Annotated in this window: 20 protein-coding genes and 1 pseudogene; 15 read left to right on the top strand and 6 right to left on the bottom strand. The window is 60.5% G+C overall.

What is annotated here, in order from left to right; genetic code table 11:
- Window position 1: 1 nt before the first annotated feature.
- Window positions 2-241 carry a DNA translocase FtsK gene (locus tag ACUTAF_RS24595; protein WP_279649062.1) on the bottom strand — a complete coding sequence of 80 codons (240 nt, stop codon included), beginning with the start codon at window positions 239-241 and terminating at the stop codon, window positions 2-4.
- Window positions 239-1,156: pseudogene (gene rdgC / locus ACUTAF_RS24590) on the bottom strand (recombination-associated protein RdgC); the annotation flags it as partial. The gene ACUTAF_RS24595 and the pseudogene rdgC, both read right to left, overlap by 3 nt.
- 130 nt (window positions 1,157-1,286) lie before the next feature.
- Between rdgC and ACUTAF_RS24585 the strand changes: the two are divergent.
- The 11 genes from ACUTAF_RS24585 (at window position 1,287) to ACUTAF_RS24535 (ending at window position 8,820) form a co-directional block, all read left to right on the top strand.
- On the top strand, window positions 1,287-2,240 hold the full coding sequence (locus ACUTAF_RS24585; protein WP_311188699.1) for an OmpA family protein: 954 nt from the start codon (window positions 1,287-1,289) through the stop codon (window positions 2,238-2,240).
- Between the two features lie 2 nt (window positions 2,241-2,242).
- Window positions 2,243-2,848, top strand: coding sequence for a hypothetical protein (locus tag ACUTAF_RS24580; RefSeq protein ID WP_311188700.1), 606 nt, complete (start codon window positions 2,243-2,245; stop codon window positions 2,846-2,848).
- 17 nt (window positions 2,849-2,865) lie between these two features.
- On the top strand, window positions 2,866-3,408 hold the full coding sequence (locus ACUTAF_RS24575) for a hypothetical protein (protein ID WP_311188701.1): 543 nt from the start codon (window positions 2,866-2,868) through the stop codon (window positions 3,406-3,408).
- Window positions 3,409-3,719: 311 nt separating this feature from the next.
- A complete protein-coding gene (locus ACUTAF_RS24570) occupies window positions 3,720-4,319 on the top strand; it encodes a hypothetical protein (RefSeq protein WP_311188703.1) in 600 nt (199 codons plus the stop codon).
- 16 nt (window positions 4,320-4,335) lie between these two features.
- Entirely contained in the window at window positions 4,336-4,761 is a 426-nt protein-coding gene (locus ACUTAF_RS24565; protein WP_073666219.1) for a TraR/DksA family transcriptional regulator, read from the top strand.
- 11 nt (window positions 4,762-4,772) lie between these two features.
- Window positions 4,773-5,207, top strand: a complete 435-nt coding sequence (locus tag ACUTAF_RS24560; protein ID WP_311188705.1) for a hypothetical protein — start codon at window positions 4,773-4,775, stop codon at window positions 5,205-5,207.
- A 20-nt stretch (window positions 5,208-5,227) separates the two neighbouring features.
- Window positions 5,228-5,470 carry a hypothetical protein gene (locus tag ACUTAF_RS24555; protein ID WP_311188706.1) on the top strand — a complete coding sequence of 81 codons (243 nt, stop codon included), beginning with the start codon at window positions 5,228-5,230 and terminating at the stop codon, window positions 5,468-5,470.
- Between the two features lie 2 nt (window positions 5,471-5,472).
- The gene (locus ACUTAF_RS24550; protein WP_445582541.1) at window positions 5,473-6,573 is read left to right on the top strand and encodes a hypothetical protein; all 1,101 of its coding nucleotides are present in this window, start codon (window positions 5,473-5,475) and stop codon (window positions 6,571-6,573) included.
- 62 nt (window positions 6,574-6,635) lie between these two features.
- Window positions 6,636-6,977 carry a hypothetical protein gene (locus ACUTAF_RS24545; RefSeq protein ID WP_052161955.1) on the top strand — a complete coding sequence of 114 codons (342 nt, stop codon included), beginning with the start codon at window positions 6,636-6,638 and terminating at the stop codon, window positions 6,975-6,977.
- 18 nt (window positions 6,978-6,995) lie between these two features.
- Window positions 6,996-8,267, top strand: a complete 1,272-nt coding sequence (locus ACUTAF_RS24540; RefSeq protein ID WP_445582540.1) for a hypothetical protein — start codon at window positions 6,996-6,998, stop codon at window positions 8,265-8,267.
- 22 nt (window positions 8,268-8,289) lie between these two features.
- Window positions 8,290-8,820: a hypothetical protein gene (locus ACUTAF_RS24535; RefSeq protein WP_445582539.1), complete on the top strand. Its 531-nt coding sequence runs from the start codon at window positions 8,290-8,292 to the stop codon at window positions 8,818-8,820.
- On the opposite strand, the gene ACUTAF_RS24530 is transcribed toward ACUTAF_RS24535, so the two are convergent.
- The 4 genes from ACUTAF_RS24530 to ACUTAF_RS24515 all read right to left on the bottom strand — a co-directional run bounded on the left by ACUTAF_RS24530 (window position 8,817) and on the right by ACUTAF_RS24515 (window position 14,796).
- A complete protein-coding gene (locus ACUTAF_RS24530; RefSeq protein WP_445582538.1) occupies window positions 8,817-11,438 on the bottom strand; it encodes an LPD23 domain-containing protein in 2,622 nt (873 codons plus the stop codon). The two genes, ACUTAF_RS24535 and ACUTAF_RS24530, sit on opposite strands and share 4 nt — an antisense overlap.
- An 84-nt stretch (window positions 11,439-11,522) precedes the next feature.
- Window positions 11,523-12,554, bottom strand: coding sequence for a DUF5677 domain-containing protein (locus ACUTAF_RS24525; protein WP_445582537.1), 1,032 nt, complete (start codon window positions 12,552-12,554; stop codon window positions 11,523-11,525).
- Between the two features lie 18 nt (window positions 12,555-12,572).
- Entirely contained in the window at window positions 12,573-14,459 is a 1,887-nt protein-coding gene (locus ACUTAF_RS24520; RefSeq protein ID WP_445582536.1) for a PcfJ domain-containing protein, read from the bottom strand.
- A gap of 10 nt (window positions 14,460-14,469) precedes the next feature.
- A complete protein-coding gene (locus tag ACUTAF_RS24515; RefSeq protein WP_445582535.1) occupies window positions 14,470-14,796 on the bottom strand; it encodes a hypothetical protein in 327 nt (108 codons plus the stop codon).
- Between the two features lie 133 nt (window positions 14,797-14,929).
- On the opposite strand from ACUTAF_RS24515, the gene ACUTAF_RS24510 reads away from it, so the two are divergent.
- The 4 genes from ACUTAF_RS24510 to ACUTAF_RS24495 all read left to right on the top strand — a co-directional run bounded on the left by ACUTAF_RS24510 (window position 14,930) and on the right by ACUTAF_RS24495 (window position 17,026).
- A complete protein-coding gene (locus tag ACUTAF_RS24510) occupies window positions 14,930-15,292 on the top strand; it encodes a DUF4031 domain-containing protein (RefSeq protein WP_270031601.1) in 363 nt (120 codons plus the stop codon).
- Window positions 15,293-15,356: 64 nt separating this feature from the next.
- The gene (locus ACUTAF_RS24505) at window positions 15,357-15,971 is read left to right on the top strand and encodes a hypothetical protein (protein ID WP_279649007.1); all 615 of its coding nucleotides are present in this window, start codon (window positions 15,357-15,359) and stop codon (window positions 15,969-15,971) included.
- Between the two features lie 15 nt (window positions 15,972-15,986).
- Window positions 15,987-16,322, top strand: a complete 336-nt coding sequence (locus tag ACUTAF_RS24500) for a hypothetical protein (protein WP_034023683.1) — start codon at window positions 15,987-15,989, stop codon at window positions 16,320-16,322.
- A complete protein-coding gene (locus ACUTAF_RS24495) occupies window positions 16,319-17,026 on the top strand; it encodes a hypothetical protein (RefSeq protein WP_445582534.1) in 708 nt (235 codons plus the stop codon). Before ACUTAF_RS24500 ends, ACUTAF_RS24495 begins: the two co-directional genes overlap by 4 nt.
- Window position 17,027: the final 1 nt, after the last annotated feature.

The following is a 17,027-nucleotide window of genomic DNA, read 5'->3' as shown; positions in this document are numbered from 1 at the left end:
TTCAGGCCACCTGAGCTGCCGGCGGCGCCATCAGCACGCTGCGCCGGCCCTCCGCTGAAGCCGCACTGACAACGCCGGCGGCCTCCATCAACTCCAGCAAGCGCGCCGCACGGTTGTAGCCGATGCTGAGACTGCGCTGAACAGCCGAGACCCCTGCTCGACGCGAAGTGAGAACATACGAAACAGCCTGGTCGTAGAGCGGATCGTCCGTCTCAACCGATGCCGGCGCTTCGGTGCCCAGGCCCTGCGGGATCTCCTCTCCGCCGAAGCCCTCCAGCAGCGCCGGCATCATCCCTTGCAGCGTGAGCATCATCAGATTGAAGCTTGCGTCGAGTTGGCCGGCAGCATCGTCGCCACCATCTTGCGCGGCCTGGTCCTGCAGGAGGTCTTCAAAGCGCAGGCGCTTGATCGCCAGCTTGCTGTCGAGCACGAAGGACAGCTTGTCGCTCCACGCGATCGCCAGTTGAGTGACCTGCTTACCGGAGGAAAGGTGCAGCTGAATTTCTTCACTGGTGAGGTCCTGCCGCTTACAGCGGACCACCCCGCCGTCCTCGTGGGTGTCGCGAAGTTCGCATTCGTCCAGGACGAAAAAGCCCTCGCTGGCCTGGCCGGTCTTGAGCCAATCGGTAAGCGTCGCTGTCGGGGCGATTTTGACGCTGATCGGACGAACCGGCAGGGAGCCGATCGCCTCGCGCATGGTGGACAGAATATCTTCAGCCTTGTTGGTGCTGGAGGCATCGACGTAGATAAGGTTGGAGGCCACGTCGATTGCGGCATAGGTGACGCTCTTGCGGATGAACGCGCGCGGCAGGAAGGCTTGGACGATCTCGTCTTTCAGCTGGTCGCGCTCCTTTTTGTACACCTTGCGCATCTGCTCGGCCTCGATTTCCTCGACCTTCTCCTGCAGCGCATCGCGCACCACGCTGCCCGGCAGAATTCGCTCCTCCTTACGGGCCGCGATCAGCAGAAATCCATTGGTCGAATGAACCAAGGGGGCGTCCGGGCCCTTTCCGACCGGAGCGACAAAACCGTAGGTCACCAACTCCTGGTTGGCACAAGCGCGCGCGGGCTTGGTGGCCAGCGCGGCTTCCAGTGCCTCGGCATCGAGGTTGATGTTCTGGGTCAGGCGGTAGATGAGCAGGTTGCGGAACCACATGGTGTATCCCCTTCGGTGCGGGCTTATGCGCCCTGAATGTTTGCTAACGCAATATCAATAGCAAAACATTGGACTAAAGCGCAAGCGAAGCGTAAATTCTGCCCATCAAACATGCGCGGAGACCGCTCCAATGAAGAAGCTCATCACCCCTGCCCTGATGCTCACGATCCTTACCGGCTGCTCCAGCATTCCGCAGGATTACCAGAACACCGCGAAGTTCGGCGGCATCGGCGCGCTTGCCGGGGCGGTCGCCGGCGCAGTCATCAACCATGACAACCGAGCCCAGGGGGCTCTTCTTGGTGGGGTGCTGGGTGGAGCGGGCGGTGCCGGCTACGGCCTGTATGTCGACAAGCAAGAAGCCGAACTGCGTTCGAAGATGCTCGGGACAGGCATCACCGTTAAGCGCGACGGTGACAAGATCAACCTTGTGCTGCCCGACAGCATCACCTTCGAGACCGGCAGCTACCGCCTCACTCCCCAGGTACAGCAAGCGCTCAACGAAGTGGCTGCTTCGCTGCAGCGCTATCCGGGCAGCAGCCTGATCATCACCGGTCACGCCGATGCTACCGGCACGCCTCAGTCCAACCTGCAGCTGAGCCAGCTGCGCGCGAATGCGGTTTCGGTGTACCTGCAGAGCCAAGGCGTGGAGCCTTATCGCCTGACTGTCCTGGCCGCTGGCGACAGCGCACCGATCGCCGACAACAACAATGCCCAGGGGCGAGCGGCCAACCGTCGAGTCGAGATGACCGTGACACCTGGCGCCGCCGGCGCAGTGCAGCCGGTCTATCAACAGCAACCCCATACGCAGTACCAGCAGCCGCAGCAGTACCGGCCTTCCCAGACTCAACAGCGTTACCAGTACACGCCGGCACCTGTTTATCAGGCGCCCTACACCGCGAGCGCCTCCAAGCGGATCCTGAGCAACTCCCTCCTGCAGGGCATCTCGCAAGCCATCACCAACGGCCCGGCCGCGGGACTGCGCTCCGGCATGGCCACCGCTACACGAGGCGCAACCCAAGAGGCGACTCGCGAGGTCAACAGCACCATCCGCGGCTATCAATACGACAGTTTCGGGCGGTACTGATCATGCGCCGGAAACTCCAGGATGCAGCTGATGCCACTCGCAACCAGAACGCCTCAGCCAGCGAAATCCGGCACCGCCCTGAGCGCTACCGAGATCGCATCGCGCGCGGCACCGCCGCGCCTGGCTCGAACGCCGTACCCCTCGTTGGCCGAATAGAAGATCGCTTCTACCCAGGCATCGAGAAGTCTCGGCCAGGGGAGCCGCTCGAACTTCGCTGGAGCACCAAGCCTTACTCCAGCGAATCTCTTGCCGAGCGTGACGCTCAGACCATGGCGATCCTTGCCGCCGAAGAAGACTGTATCCAGGTCGAGGCAGTCAGCCCTTCAGTCACCAGCCTCGACGAGCAACACAAAGGCAACTACGCGGTGGGCTCGCGCGTCGAGAAAGGCATTCGGGTGTATTACGCCACCCTCCAGTGCACGGACTGGGGGAATAGCGACTCCGGGGTCTGGCGTGGCCCCTATGAAACCCGCGACCAGGCCGAGCAGAACGTCGGGCACAGCCTCGAAAACTGGATCGGCGCCATGGATCTCTTTGCCGACTCCATGATTCCACCGGGAGAGGAAGAGATCGGTCTCGACCACCAGCCACTTCCCAGCGGTCTGTAGCCCCGAGGATGAGCCACATGAGCAATCAAATCGACCATGCAGCGGCGCTTGCAGCCGCTCGCGCCCCGAACGTCACCGCGCTGACCGATTACCTGCTCGACGCCGAGTATGCGGACTTCAGGTCCATGTGCCAGGCAAAGCCAGGCCTCAACGACGGTGTTCCACGGCCGTTACCAGGGCTAAACGAGACCGATCTGGCTCGCTGGGAAACCGCATGGGAGTTGTTCGCTGAGGGTGAAGAGGAGTCAATGCCAGAAGCTGAGCGGGACTGGTTCGCAGCCAACGGCGCGGGTCACGTGTGGTGCGAGGTCATCCGCGCACGCGGGGACGGGCGAGTCAACCTGCAGCTGCTCGCAGAAGCCGAAGGCATGAACCCGGATACGCCGGCCGACGAAATTTTTCGTGGACGACACATCGATCCAGCGGACTACGCCGAGGAGATGCACCAGTTCATCAGCAGCAGCGGCATGGGGGCCGCATTCGCGGACTTTCTCGCCGGACAGATCCTTCTACAGGAGCGGTCCATTGAACTCGTAGATTCGGCCGAGCCGTCACTCTGATGCATAACCGCGCATTGTTATGCCAAACGATGCGCCTTTATGCCTCGCTTTTGCGCCATACACCCTACGACATCGAATCCCGGGCGCCCGCCCGGGCCAGGGAGGGGATTACCACTAATCCAACTATGCTCGCTAATCCTCCCCACCACCTCTGTTTGCCCGGTTGAACAGAGGGGATCGGAGAGCGCGGAAGGCGATTGTTGGATTAGTGGTAATTTCTGGCCGTCCTTATGGTTTTGTTTATCTCAAACAACGCTGCTATATTACCGCAATCCTATTTGTAAACATGCGAGAAGCCCGCAGGAGCAGCAATGAGGCAACCCAACGCATACTTGCCAGGAAGCAACCAGCACCAAGCCGGCGCGCTCACCGAATTTGAAGAATTGGTCGTGCTGAATGACGACCAACCGGTGGGCGTCGCACTTGCGGACGAGGCGCTTGCGGCGGGCCACACGCCAGAGGGGCTGAGGGGACAAGTTGTTTACGTCGACTTCCAGAAGAACCTTGCCTACCCGGCAGATCTGGGTCAGCACGAAGATCTGGTTCCACATGCTGTTCTCGAAGTGAACTTCCACCTGTCTGGCCTGGGCAGCTACCCGAGCCGCGAAGCCCGCACAGCGGCGAAAGGCGTCCTGCAGCAAGCGCTCGCATCGACGCACCTCGCCGATCATCTCAGCGCCTGCCTTCGCACCCGCCGCGGTGACCGCGCCCTGACAGTCGCCAGTGAGGTGATTGAGGACTCAGTTCCGGGCGCCGCTACGGCCGCGCAATCCCGACAAGTTCTGCTCCGCGCCCTGGAAGCATTCTGCGAGGAGCTGCAGCGGCACCCGCAAGCGGCCTTGCTTCATACCCCAATCCCTGAACCTGAGTGCCTGTTCAACGAAGAGTTGAGCCAGGCCTCACCACGCTGATACGGAGACGCCTCCCATGTCGACCCTCACCCGCGAAGCACTGCTCGCCATGCCGGCCGATCAGTACATGTCGGAAACCCAACTGAAGTTCTTCGAGACCCTGCTGCAGTCCGAGCTGGAAGAAGCTCGCCAACGTCACCACGACGCGCGCGAGACCATGCAGGACCGCCCCAACATCGCGGACATCTCCGACTGGGCCAGTTCCGAAGAAGAGCGCACCAACGCGCTGCGTCAGGCAGAGCGCAATGAGCAGCTCTGCCGCAAGATCAGCAAGGCCCTGGAGCGCATCCACGACGGCAGCTACGGCTGGTGTGAGGAAACGGGCGAGCCGATCGGCCTGCAGCGCCTGCTGCTGCGCCCCACCGCCACGCTGTGCATCGAAGCCAAGCAACGCCAGGAAGCACGCGAGCGCCACCACTACAAGATCCGCGGCGCGGCCTAGGGGATTCGACGATGAGTTACCTGGGATACGCCCACACTCGCGCAGGCTGGGACTTAGCGCTCAGTGACCTCAAGAATAAGGCAGAACGGATCAACAATCCGTCGCTTGCAGCCAAGCTGTTCGGCCCATCGCGTCACGAGGCAGTCGAAGATCTCCGAGGGCAGTTTCGCGTTATGTTTGATGTGATGAGCCCTCAAGAGTTGCAGCAGATCATCCCGCAACTGATTCAAGACCCTGCCTATTCCCATGTTCGTGCCCTCCTGACTCCCGAAGTGCAGCAGCTTGCCGATGCAATGCGCTCGTCATCACCAAACACAGTGGGAACCCCTCTCGCTTCTCTGATTGCCCCCACCCCGGCTGATCAGAGCCAGGAGGCGGCAGCCCAACTATTCGAAACGCCAGATCAGCAATACCCTGCCAGCGATCTTGAAGCCGGACCTAAATAAGCGACCTCAAGGAGTGAACCATGCAAATCGAAACCGCAAAACGCCTTCAGCGCCTGGAGCGCTGCGCTGAGCTCATCCAGGGCAGCAGCGAGACCGATGAATCGAAGGCTGAAAGCCTGAGTTACATCGCCAGCTACACCGCCCTGCTCAAAGGCGTTGAGGCCGACGGCGCAACTGACGAGGAACCGGATGTGGTCGCTGCCATCGTCAACCTCGACGAGTTCTGCGACCTGGTTGAACAGACCGCAGCGCAGGAGGCCTGAGTATGGGCATCACGAAATCCCTGATGAACACCGGCAGCCGCGCCATCTTCAATCGGATGTCTGGCCTTTTCAAAGACAGCCCTCGCCTCCAGGGCCTGGTAGCCAAGGGCGCCGACCTCATCTCTCCGGATGGCCCGGACAAGTCCACCACCTCGAATGCATTGGTCGACCTCTTCAAGCGGAAGGGTCTGACGCTGCTGCAGGACCAGCTGAGCAATGGCAGCAAGGCCGGCTTCGTGCAAAGCCTGCTGAGCAACGATAACGCCAAGTCTGGCTTCCTGATGAAAGCCGCATTCGTGGTGGCCCCGGCCCTCGCCGTGGCCATCACCGTGCTCGGCAGGCTGACCTCGGCGCTTAAAGAAGCCAGCGCCCGAACCCATAACCAGACGCCGCTCGGCGACCTGATCAAGGCCGGTGAGACCGCCATTCCAGCCGCTGCCACGCCGCGCAGCCCGGCTGACGAAAAAGTTTTGGATCTCGAATGGGAGATTCAGCTCGCCAAGGACGTGGGCCGCGGCCTTCAAGCCAACCTCGACAAGGCCAAGAGCACCCCGGGCGTTCATCCGGGCCTCATCGCCGACTTTGAGTCGCAGATCGCCGACAACACCCGCAAGCTGCAGCAGAAGCAGACCGAGCTTCAGGCGCTTCAGAACCCTTCCTCCGAGCCTGCTCGGGCCGGCACCGATCTGATGAGCCTGCTGCAGATCAATTCGGTCCCGATCACCCAGACCCACAGCAACGTGGACGCCGCCTTCGAAGACTGGACACGTAGCGAGAAAGCCTCGCGCGCTGAGTTCGGCCATACCGAGCGTCAACTGCGTGAGACGCAGAACATCGTCTACATGCTGCAGACCGACCTGCGCAACGATCCAGGCAACGCCGAGATCGAGCGCCGACTGACCGACGCCAAGCAGAACGCCGAACGCGCCCTGGATCTCCATTCCGAGTCCATGGACAAGCGGCACGCGATCGTCGAGCAGGGCAAGATGTTCGGCCACCAGGCCGAGACCTTGATGGCGAGCGAACCGGTTCCGGAAGACTGGAATCGACCGAAGGACTTCATCCCTGACAACTGGGATCAGCCTGCCGGCCCTTCTCGCTAACCACCACGAACCTCAGGGGCGGCCATGTGCCGCTCCTGTGCTTTCTGACCAAAGGAGTCGCCATGTCTGACGTTCGCTACCGCGAAGCCTACGAGGCTGCGGCCGCACAGATCCCCGCCGATGAACCTCTCCCCTCCTTTGAGGAGATGATCGAATCGCTTCAGGCTTTGCTCGATGCCGATGGCCATGACGAAGGTGTCCGCCAGCTGCTCGCATTCCAGAATTTCGAGGCCTTCTTCACCTGGTTCGATACCGTCACCGCTTTCGACCAGATGGACACCGACCAATCGGCCGAGGCTCACAAGCCGCTCCTGCAGATCGCCTTCGATGCCCTGGTCGAGCAGTGCCAGGCAGAAGCGGAGCAAGACTACCAGCCCGATCCCGCGCCGGCGTACGGCCTCTGATTGCCACAAGGTGCCCCCATGAGCTTCTCTGAGCCCTGGCTGTTGACCCCACTCCAATTCGCTGAGACCGCCCTGTTCCACGGCAGCTGCGAGCCTTGGCAAAACCCTGTGCCTCGCCCCGGCGGATACGACAAGGTGTTCTGGACAGCTGAGCAGCCGCTCATCGCGCAGATCTACATTCCAAGCTGGTACTCCAGCATCGGCTTCACCATCAGCAGCCACCAACTTGATTCTCCCGTCCCGCCTGATGAGCAGAGCTTCGCCTGGGACGTGGCGCAGCAGCTGGGCGCCACGGCGACGGTGCACAAGAAGGACAACATCGGCCGGGCCCAGAGCTGGAGCTCCGGCAAGAAGGTCACCTTTCAGGAGGTCCGTAGCTACCTTGAAGGCCTCGGCTACATCGGTGACGGCTACGGCAACGAAAATTTTCGTGTGAAGACCTCATTCGAGCAGATGCCGGACGGCAGCAGGCGATATGTCGCGGTTGCCGCGGCGGCCACACCGTATGGGCGCCTGGTGATGATCCCCCGCCCTGATGAAGCAGCAGCCCACGACTTCAGCACCGGCGAAGACCCAGACCTAACCAATCCGCAGTACCACCTGGTCGACGCGTTCCGAGAGGCCTTCCAGGCCGACAAGGAGGCTGTGCGCATCCATGACTTCTGCCAGTCGCCCATCATGGGCAACGTCGGCCACACCTCGATCGGGTTCTCGGCGAGCACGATGAAGGCCCTGCATGAAGCAGGCGCTGTCCGGGTGATTCCGGCGAGGCATCGAGATTTTTCGTCGACTTGGCCGCGCACAGCTGAGCAGTACCTCACCGAGGATCTACTCCAGTGGCACTTCAGCGAGACCGTCCGGGCTCTCGCCCTCGGCCATGAAGTACCTGCGGGGGTCATCGCCGCCCACCAGGAGCGCTTCGATCAGGCGATCGCCGGCCGCCCTGGCGATGCACCGATCATGGTGGCCACCGCGCTGGATAGCCTCGCCCTCGGCGAGGTATCGGCGCCGGCGGAGACGCCGGATCCGGCGCGCGTCGAGGAACTGACCTGGGGCCTGAAGGTCGGCAACCTGGAGCACGACTCGGCGTTCGTGCTCGATGCTGCCGGCCGCTTGCACTGCACACAGGGGATCGAGCTGCTGGAAGCCGTTCGACGGAAGGGCTACTGCATCCCAGTACCGACGCAACTCACAGATGAAGCGGGCCGCGTTGTGACGTGCGACGCGATAGCCGCAAGGCTTCTAGAGAACGAGCCTGCGCTCTATCTCGAAGCCCCCTCCCCGTACTGATCAAGAAAGCCGGAGGCACCGAATGAGAAGGATTGGCGAGCAAAGTGCCGCTGTGCGCGAAGCAATGCGGAAATGGGCAACGGTGCTGACTGAAAACAAGGAGGAATTCCCCTTGAGCCAGGCACAGACTGAGGCCCTCACCCGGCAGGAACACTGCACCTGGGAGCACCCACTGCAGCAGATCAGCCATGCGCTGCTGAGCCACTACAAAGTGGTCGACGAGCCCTTCATGCTCGCTTCGCAGAAGAGAGACCCTGCTGATGGCGGCATTTCGTCCACCAGCTGCCACTGCTTCTACGCGACGGTCTCCTTCAGCAACCTGGGCATCATCGTCTACGACAACTGGGGCGAAGGGAACATGTGCGCCGAGATCCCAGAGAACGTCAGGGCGTTCCTTCCCTACCCTGATTGGCTGCTCCCCCACATGCCCGCGCTTCATGCCGCAGTAGAGGAGAAAGCCGGCGTTCCCTGCGCGAATTACGAGGAGCCCAAGCCCGGCTACGCCTGGCCTGAGCCACTCGGCGAAGGCCCCTGCCTTTCGCCTGGCCCTTAGGCCAAGCTGATGTCCTCCCCGAATGCCGGATGATCAAGGCCGGCATCGAGCATCCGATCCATGACTTCAACGACCTCTGGTGTCAGCTCGACGAACAGATCCCGGATTGACCGGTAGATCTCGCACAGCCACTCGCTGAAGCGCTCGAAGACGCCCTGCAGGTCATCATTCGGCGCGATACCCTCCCGCATGTACGCTTCCCAGCCGCGGGCGAACTGCTCGTGAGCCTGTTCGGGAATGGGTTCGTTATCGCCAAGCGCTGCAATGCCGAGCCATTCCTTGACGGTCTGCCAGTCCCTTCGCAGCTGCGAATCAGCGGCGCGGGTGCGCGCGGCCATATCACGGAGGATCTCCAGATAGGCATGCGCTGATTCATGGATGAAGGTGCTCGCGTCGGCATGCTCGAACAACGCAATCTGGAAGGACAGGTCTCGACCAAAGCGGATTTGGCCTCGCTCGACTCCACCACCGGCCACCTGGTGGAGGATGTGGGGGTCGAAGCCATTGAACTCGCCCGAGTTGCCGATCGCGCTTTTCACGTTGCCGCTTGGACGGTGCATGACTACCCACCTCTGCCCGCCTTCGCGCGTCATCACCATGCCGTCGTAGCCGGCGGCCGGCAGGTTGTCCCAGCCGATCGCCTTGAACAGCGTGTGCGCTTGCTCACCGGTGCGGATCTCGACCTGGGCATCGAAGTCAGTGAACCGGACGATGAACTCATCACCGTCCTTGTCCACCTCGGGCCTGGCCCGCTCCATGCCATCGCCCAGGCGCTGCCAGCTATCTCGGCAGGACTGGAAGAAGGCCTTCGCTTCCTCCAGCTGCTCCTCGGTGAAGCGGCGCTCACGCCGGCCCACCGGGAAGCGGGCGCGATCGGCCGGCAGCAGCACCTCGTTGGCAAATGCGCTCAGACGGGCAACCTCTTCGGCCGGCAGCTCCGGCGCCGCCAGGTCCAGGAGCTCGCCGCGGATATAGACCGGAAATACCGCGCCGTCGGTGCCGTAGGCGCTGGCCTCGCCCGGGCTGGAAGTGAAGTAGCTGGCCACGCCGTATGCATCACCGGTCAGCTGAACGCCATCGACGCCACCCGGGATGAAGTGCGTCAGGGCTTCGCCCGCCTGCGTGCCGTGATACAGCACCTGCAGGCTTCCATCGGCCGCGCGCAGCGCGGGGCGCTCCGTGCTCCAGCGCTGCAGGCTCATCTCGCGCAGGGTCGCCGCGGGCAGGGCTGCAGACTGTGACAGCACACGAACGCCATCTGGGGCCTGGTCGGCCGCCAGGCGCGGCCGGCGCCCGGGGATATCGACGGACTGCAGGTCACGCGCGATATCTTCGGTCTGCTCTGGCGGGGTGGCCTGCCGAGCGGCCGCATCGAGCCGCCGGCGCGAAACGGTGTTGCGCGCTTCCACTTCTCCCGCCAGTCGCCGGTACTGCTCGACAGCGCTCAGCACCGGCCTGTCGCGCTCGATGCGGCTGCGCTGGTCTTCGAGATCCATGTACTCCCAGTATTGCTCGAAGGCCTGCAGCTGCTCGCCCAGGCCGAAGTAGGCCTCCCGATCGGCATCCGGCACCTGATCCCAGTCCAGGGCGCGCCCACGCGCCGCGTCGGTGCCGTAGGCGCCGATGATCGACGAAAAGGTTCGATGCTGCAGGCGCTTGAGCCTTCCGAATTCAGGATCAGAATCCAGCAGCTCATGCAGGCGCTTGGTGATCGGTGCCGTCAGAGGCTCGACTAGGGAGATGTCCTTGAAATACTCGACCATCCCACCGTTGGCGAACCCCTCTATGTGCTGGATGGTGTGCTGCAGCTCGTGGATGATCACGTCGAGTTGGTGATCGGCCGTCGTGCCGCCCACCCGAACGTGCAGCGTGCGGCCGTCGAAGTAGCCCTGCGTCTCGTCGAACGGATCCGCGTCGAAGCCACGGACCTCAAGCACGGCCAGCTCGGGATAGGCCGCAAACAGTGCTGGATGGAAGAGCACCTCATCCAGGCGCCGCGTTGCGCCGGCGGTCAGGCCGCGCATTGCACCTGGAGCGATCGCCAGCAACGGTTGCAGTCGATCCTGGAGCGCGAGCACCGGTGCACGCGCTACCTCATAGGCCTGTTCGGCAGCTTCTGCCGACAACTCACCCGCACGCACCTGCGATCGCAGCTGATCGGCACGGGCGTTGAACGCTGCCAGTGCGGCTTTCAGTTCGGCGGAGGCCTGCTGCTGACGCTGCAGCACCTGGGGCCCCAGGCAGGCCTCGGAGTCGTCGAGTTCGAATCGCCAAGCGCGATCGACACCCCGGTGCCAGCCAGTCTGCAGACGAATCTGCTCGGCCGGTATACCCGAGTCCTCCGCCTCCTGCGCGAGCAAAAGCCGGGCAAGGTCAGCGGTCCGGGCTCGCGCGCCGGCGAACTGGGACAGCGCCCGGGCGCCTGATTGGGGGTCGGTGGAGCTTTCGCGGACAATCTCGACCGGGTAGCGCGCCGCCCAAGCCTCAATCGTGGTCAGGTTGTCGGGATTCTCGCGGTTCCAGAGAGCGACACTGGCCTTGGCGCGGGCCTGCCAGATCTTAGTTGCGGCGGCCGCATGATCGCTAAGCCCTGGGGTGCCCATCAGCCGATCACCCATGGATTGAAATCGACCTAGAGGCGGCGTTGACTGAAAAGCCTTGCGCATATGTACACTACCCGTAGTGGCCTTTGGAATTCCTATCTAGGAGCCAAGACCCTTGACCTGATCATGCGCCATATTTATTAATGCTGAATTCCCCTCTGCCTGGACGAGAAGATCTTCAAAGAACACTGACCATTTACTGCCGCATGCACGCTCTTCCTCAGAAATATATGCGTTCATATAGGCCAGCGTAAGCGTGACGAATAGCTGAACAGTGCCAAGGGCCATTAGATAAGCGAAAGTCACAGACTCAGCATTGCGAACCACCTTAACTTTTTTTGCAATATCAGGATTAAGCACGGCCTCTATAAATCTGTTTATTGTGTCTTCGGCATCACCGTGAACTTGATTTGAAAGCGCCGAGTAAACTGTCCTATAGTGAGTGGCGAATCCGACCGCTTTAAATCTATCATGGTGGTTTGGCCATGCTTTATAAGTTTTGAAGTCAACCCCATCCATAGAGAATGCGTCGACCAAAAGGCGCTTGTACAACGCCACATCTTCCCGCGCTTTCTTAATCTTTCTCCGCATGAATTTTTGATATTGAGATGAGTCATCACTGGCGAGGCTTTCCTCCCATTTATTTATATTATTCTTTTTGGCAGCCAAATGGTGATTAAAATAAGCGACGACATTCTCTGTTCTGTCTCCCTTCAATAAGTAAAGAGCATTTACGCAGGTTTCAGTGGACGCACGAGCCAATATTTCTGCGGAAGCAAAATCATCCCTGAGAATTGAGTTCATCGTCGATGAAATCAGCCGATGGCATCGCCCATACACATCATAAATCGCCAGAAACCCTGGATCATAATCGAAAAGCTGGGTTTCTTCCCGAAAGAACATGTCCAGGCCCGAGCGGGCTAACTCCAAAATTCGTAAAGAGTTGCTGAAGACTCTTGACTTCCGAAACTCCCCCATCGAGTAACGCTTCGCAAAAATTATAAAAACCTCATCCAACCCGACTTCGCCGATACAGTTGCTGCAATACATGGATTCCACGCTGTCTAGGTTTGCCGCCACTTTTAACTCAGAAGAGCAAACAGCACAGAGTGACACATCAGAACACATCATTAAATGCAATCCCCATGTTTATTTTTTAATTGCATTACCCAGCCATACAATCATTCTTTTCTTTACCTGATCATCTCGATCTTGCATCCGCGCAGGCCTCAGATGCTCAGGCACACTTGGCCAGATGACCTCAGCGGGAACCTTGCGCACACGAATCTGCTTTATCAGCCAGGCAAATGCTTGGCCAGCATCACTAGCTTGCGGAACAACGGCATTTCTACTTCCGCGAAACTGGGCGCAATACAAATTTCGAAGAGATGGCTTGTCCTTCCAAGGGCGAAGGCAGAATTCGGCCGTCGCCAGCGACTTGCCGTTCTTCCGGAAAGAGACAATTCTGCTGTCTCCGGAGTAGCAGTAGCTGCTATAGCCGTCGACACAGTGGTGGAGTGCACGCCCTTCTAGATACAACTCTTCCGGAACAGTTAACTCGACGATTTCAACATCAGTGCTTTCATGCACAAGGTTCTGCGGCAGCATGCGCGCCCATGCATAGTCGCCTTTAGCAGCGTGTTCTTCATCTTCCTTCGCAAGCTCGCGTACGAGTTCATCACGCGCTTTGTGCCACTGGGCGCTGAGATTCAGATATCGACGCAGCGGCCACGCTGGAAGCTTAGGAAGGCCCAGATCGTCGTGCCCGAAGCCAGCGTCATCAAAGTTAAGATCCCCGAGGTCGCGACAGCGAGGGAGGATCTCTTCCCATTCCGGCGCGGACCACTCAGGACAACCCGCAAGAAAACGAGCCCAGTCGCCTTCATCAACGGAATGCATGAGGGCCCAAGGCAGTGCTTCCAGGAATCGGAACCAAACAGCCCACTCTGACTTGCCGTTTGGCTTGCGGTTACCCAGGCCTGTAGCCCTGATCACGGGGGAGAGCATGTCATCCCAGCCATGCTGGCCAATCATCCGCAGCGCGGACCCGGTATGTCGCAACGGGAAGGCGCTAGCAGATTTCACCCACCGCTCAGGCCAACTATATGCCTCAGCCAGCAACGGCAGAATCTTCTCGCCCTTATCGACCAACTCACCGAGGCGCATGGACTTTGCGTGCATACCGAATGGCTGAACCGCATTGGTTTTCAGGAACGAGTGCTTGTGCTGTTCCCATTGAAGAAGGATGTAAGGAACTAAAAGTGGATATGCCCTGACAGCCTGAATCCTCCGATCAACATCGCCGGCTGCGATCCAGTTGTAGAGAGTGAAGCTCGGGCATCCAACACCGCGGACAGTCCGAAGGATGTCCTGATTGAGGAACGCAAAGAAGCGCTTGAATGTACCGGCGCCGAGTCGCATGTAGAAACGCAACCTTGGCCTGGTATATCGGCAGTCTGGGCTTTTCTCCAACGCAAGGCCGCTCGACCCCACATCGGCGGTAACTTGCTGGTAAGCGACAGCTCGATAGGCCTTGCTAAAGGTAGTCATGCTGTCGAAGACAGCAGAGCAGGCCACCTTCTTCGCAAATACTGGCTTCAGGCGCCTGACCAACTTGCCGACATGCGCTCCCTCCGGCGTCACAGATGGCAACTGCACTTTCGTGTACAGCTGACCTCCCCACCGTTCAATCTCACACTTTATGCTGTCAGATCGACGGTTCCAGGTCGGCCTTGGTCTTTCTCCGAGGCGCCTAACCTGCACGGTGCACCCGTCGTAAAAGAACAGCATCTCTCCCAGGCGGCACGCTGCATGCGTCCTTCCTGCCACTTGATCACCAACCGCCCAGAAGCGGTGCTCCTGAACCCGGCGAACGTACCGCGCGATGAACTCATCGCGCTCATCCGGATTGACGTTGAAATGGTCAGCCCAGGTGTTCGCCACCGCGGCGACTGCATCATTCCCGGCGCCGCCGGCGGACGCCGCCGGAGAACCACCTGGACCAACCAGCTCCGACACCGCTCCATCCAGCAGCATCCCTTACCTCCTACGCCGAAGCGCGCTCTGCATAAGGGGGGACATCCTGCAGCAGCTCGAACAGGCCGAGCCGCTCGCAGGCGTTCAGCTGGTCGCCCTCAACCAGAGGGCGATCGGGCGAAGCCAGCGACAGCCCAAACAGCCCGATCTCCATACGGGGCAGCCCGTACTCACGAGCCACGGCGTTGACCGCTTCGAATGGCTGAATGCCCTGATGAATGCACGCCAGCTGGGCGTCAGGGTTGGCCAGGTAGGTGCCGGCCAGCTGGGCAAGGTAGTGATGCCGCAGTAGCGCAGTGGCCACCTGGCTGAATTGTTCAGTGGTTTGGAATTGCATGCTGTCCTTCCTAAAGGCTGCACCTTTAGCAAATCGCCTTAATATGCACGCAATGCTATATTACTGAGACTCACAAATAAACACAGACCGGCAGCTTTATGGCTCCGGCCGGTCATGCCAAGAGGTGGGACCAATGGCTGTCTATGTCGACGATATGCGGGCCTCACTGAAGGTCGGCAATCGCACCTATGTCATGTGCCACATGATCGCCGACGGCGAAGACGAGTTGCGCGCCATGGCGGCCGCCATTGGCGTTCAACTGAGGCATCACCAGTACCAGGGCACCTACAAATCGCACTTCGACATCGCCCTGACCAAGCGCGCGCTTGCAGTGAAACGCGGCGCCCTGGAAATCACCGCGCAACAGGTTGCATCGATGGTAAGGCGCCGGCAGGTGACCGGCTCGCTGGGCAGCCCTGACGACGCCATTGAATGGCGCCTCCAGTACCGCTACGCGATCAAGGCCAGCGAGCAAGAACAAAGTGCAGCGAGTTGAATAGAAGCGCGAACGCCTTTCGCGTTATATTATTGAGACTCAACCCGAAAACATGGAGCTTCTCTTGAAAAAGTCCCTTTCTTCCCTGTGCGCCGCCCTGTTCGCCTCCGTGGCACTGGTTGCTGGTCCGGTCAGCGCTACCGACCAGCTCCCGCCCAGCGTCAACCCTCACCTGAATTCGAAGTACCTGCTGCAATACCGCGCCCTGCTGATCAAGCTCAAGAAGCCGGTTACCGAGGAGCAATTGCGCGTCAAGAGCGGAACGCCCCTGGATGAAGCGCCTGCCGCGATCGCCGGCGCCGATGGTTACACCATCCTCAGGAACAAGCGTCTCCACACCACTGACGGCGAGCCGGCAACGCATAAGGACCTGGTTACCCATACTCGCACCGTGCCTGAAGAGATCCCTGGAGGCCTGCGCGGCCGGCAGATCTCCGAAACCATTGGCGAGGTCATGAACATCGCTCCCGCAGTGGCCACCACGGCCAAGAAGATTTCCTCCGATATCAACTTCTTCCACTACATCAAGGCTGAAAAAGGTGGCGTAGCCACCTATAAGGTCGGCGGCCAGAAGACGCTCGGCGCCGGCGACTACGCCACCTACACCTGGCAACACGACGGCCAACAGTACGCCCTGCTCCTGCAGCTGGAGGCCGTTGACCCCATCAAGCACGACTGACACCAGGAGCACGCCATGAGCGACCGACTACCCGATGATCTGCCAGGCGGCTGGGAACACGTCGCCGAGTTCGAGCCGCACCCGCTGGCCGTCGGCCAGGTCTGGCGCAAAATGGGCCCCATTGACGCGCTGCGCATCGAGCGCGTCATGCTCCCAGGCAATCCCCAGTACGACGGCGGCGCACCGGGCATCTCAGTGCGCCGCACCGTTTACTCGCACCGCGTGAAGTGGGCCAAGGACACCGGGTTCTGGGGCGGCTCCCAAGAGATGCTCCACCGGCGCCTCCAAGAGGGTGGCTACAGCCTCGCCACCCCGTTAACCCCAAGCACTGAAGAGCAGGCACAAGCATGACCAAAGCAGCGATCCAGAAGCTCATGATCAACATCGGCATGGCCGTCCCAGTTGCACTGCTGCTGGTACTACTGTACGGCACCCCGAGCAACGGCTATGGCATTACCTACACCCTACTTCTAACGGCAGCACTCACACTGGCAATCGGCTATGCACGAAGTCGTGTCGCCGCCGGCTACGAAAAACGGATCAATGCGGAGGCACCTCTCAACTGGGAGGTCAAGGTGAATGGCGTTGCGGTGGGCCACCTCAGCGATGCTGATTACGCCAAGCTGCAAAAGCGAGTTCATCAAGAGCCGGCAGTAGCAGTCGCCCAAGGCAAGAACTTCCTCAAGGTTGCGATGAACGTCTTCTCGATGTACCTGACGGCCATTCCGTTGGCACTCTTCTGGGGCTCCGTGCTGATGCTTGTTATCAGCCCCGAATCGGTGCAGAAGGTAGCTGCCCAGATGGTGCAAGCAGATACGACGCAGCTGACCGCAGGGCTAACAAGCACGCTGCAGACGCTCACTATCCTACTTGTCATTTCTATGGTCGGCGTGGCCCCGATTTTTGGGCCACGATTTGGCGCTCAGGATGAATACCGCAAGGCCGTTGGTGAGCTGATTCGCGCCCACTGCAAAACTCCGGCCGAAGGGAGGATTGATCTCTTCAACTATGGCCCGGCGACGGGCAGCGAAGCCTCGCTGCCCCCGGCTAACTGAC

The sequence above is a fragment of the Pseudomonas sp. SP16.1 genome, from assembly GCF_052682975.1.
This window is presented reverse-complemented; position numbering and strand designations above follow the sequence as displayed.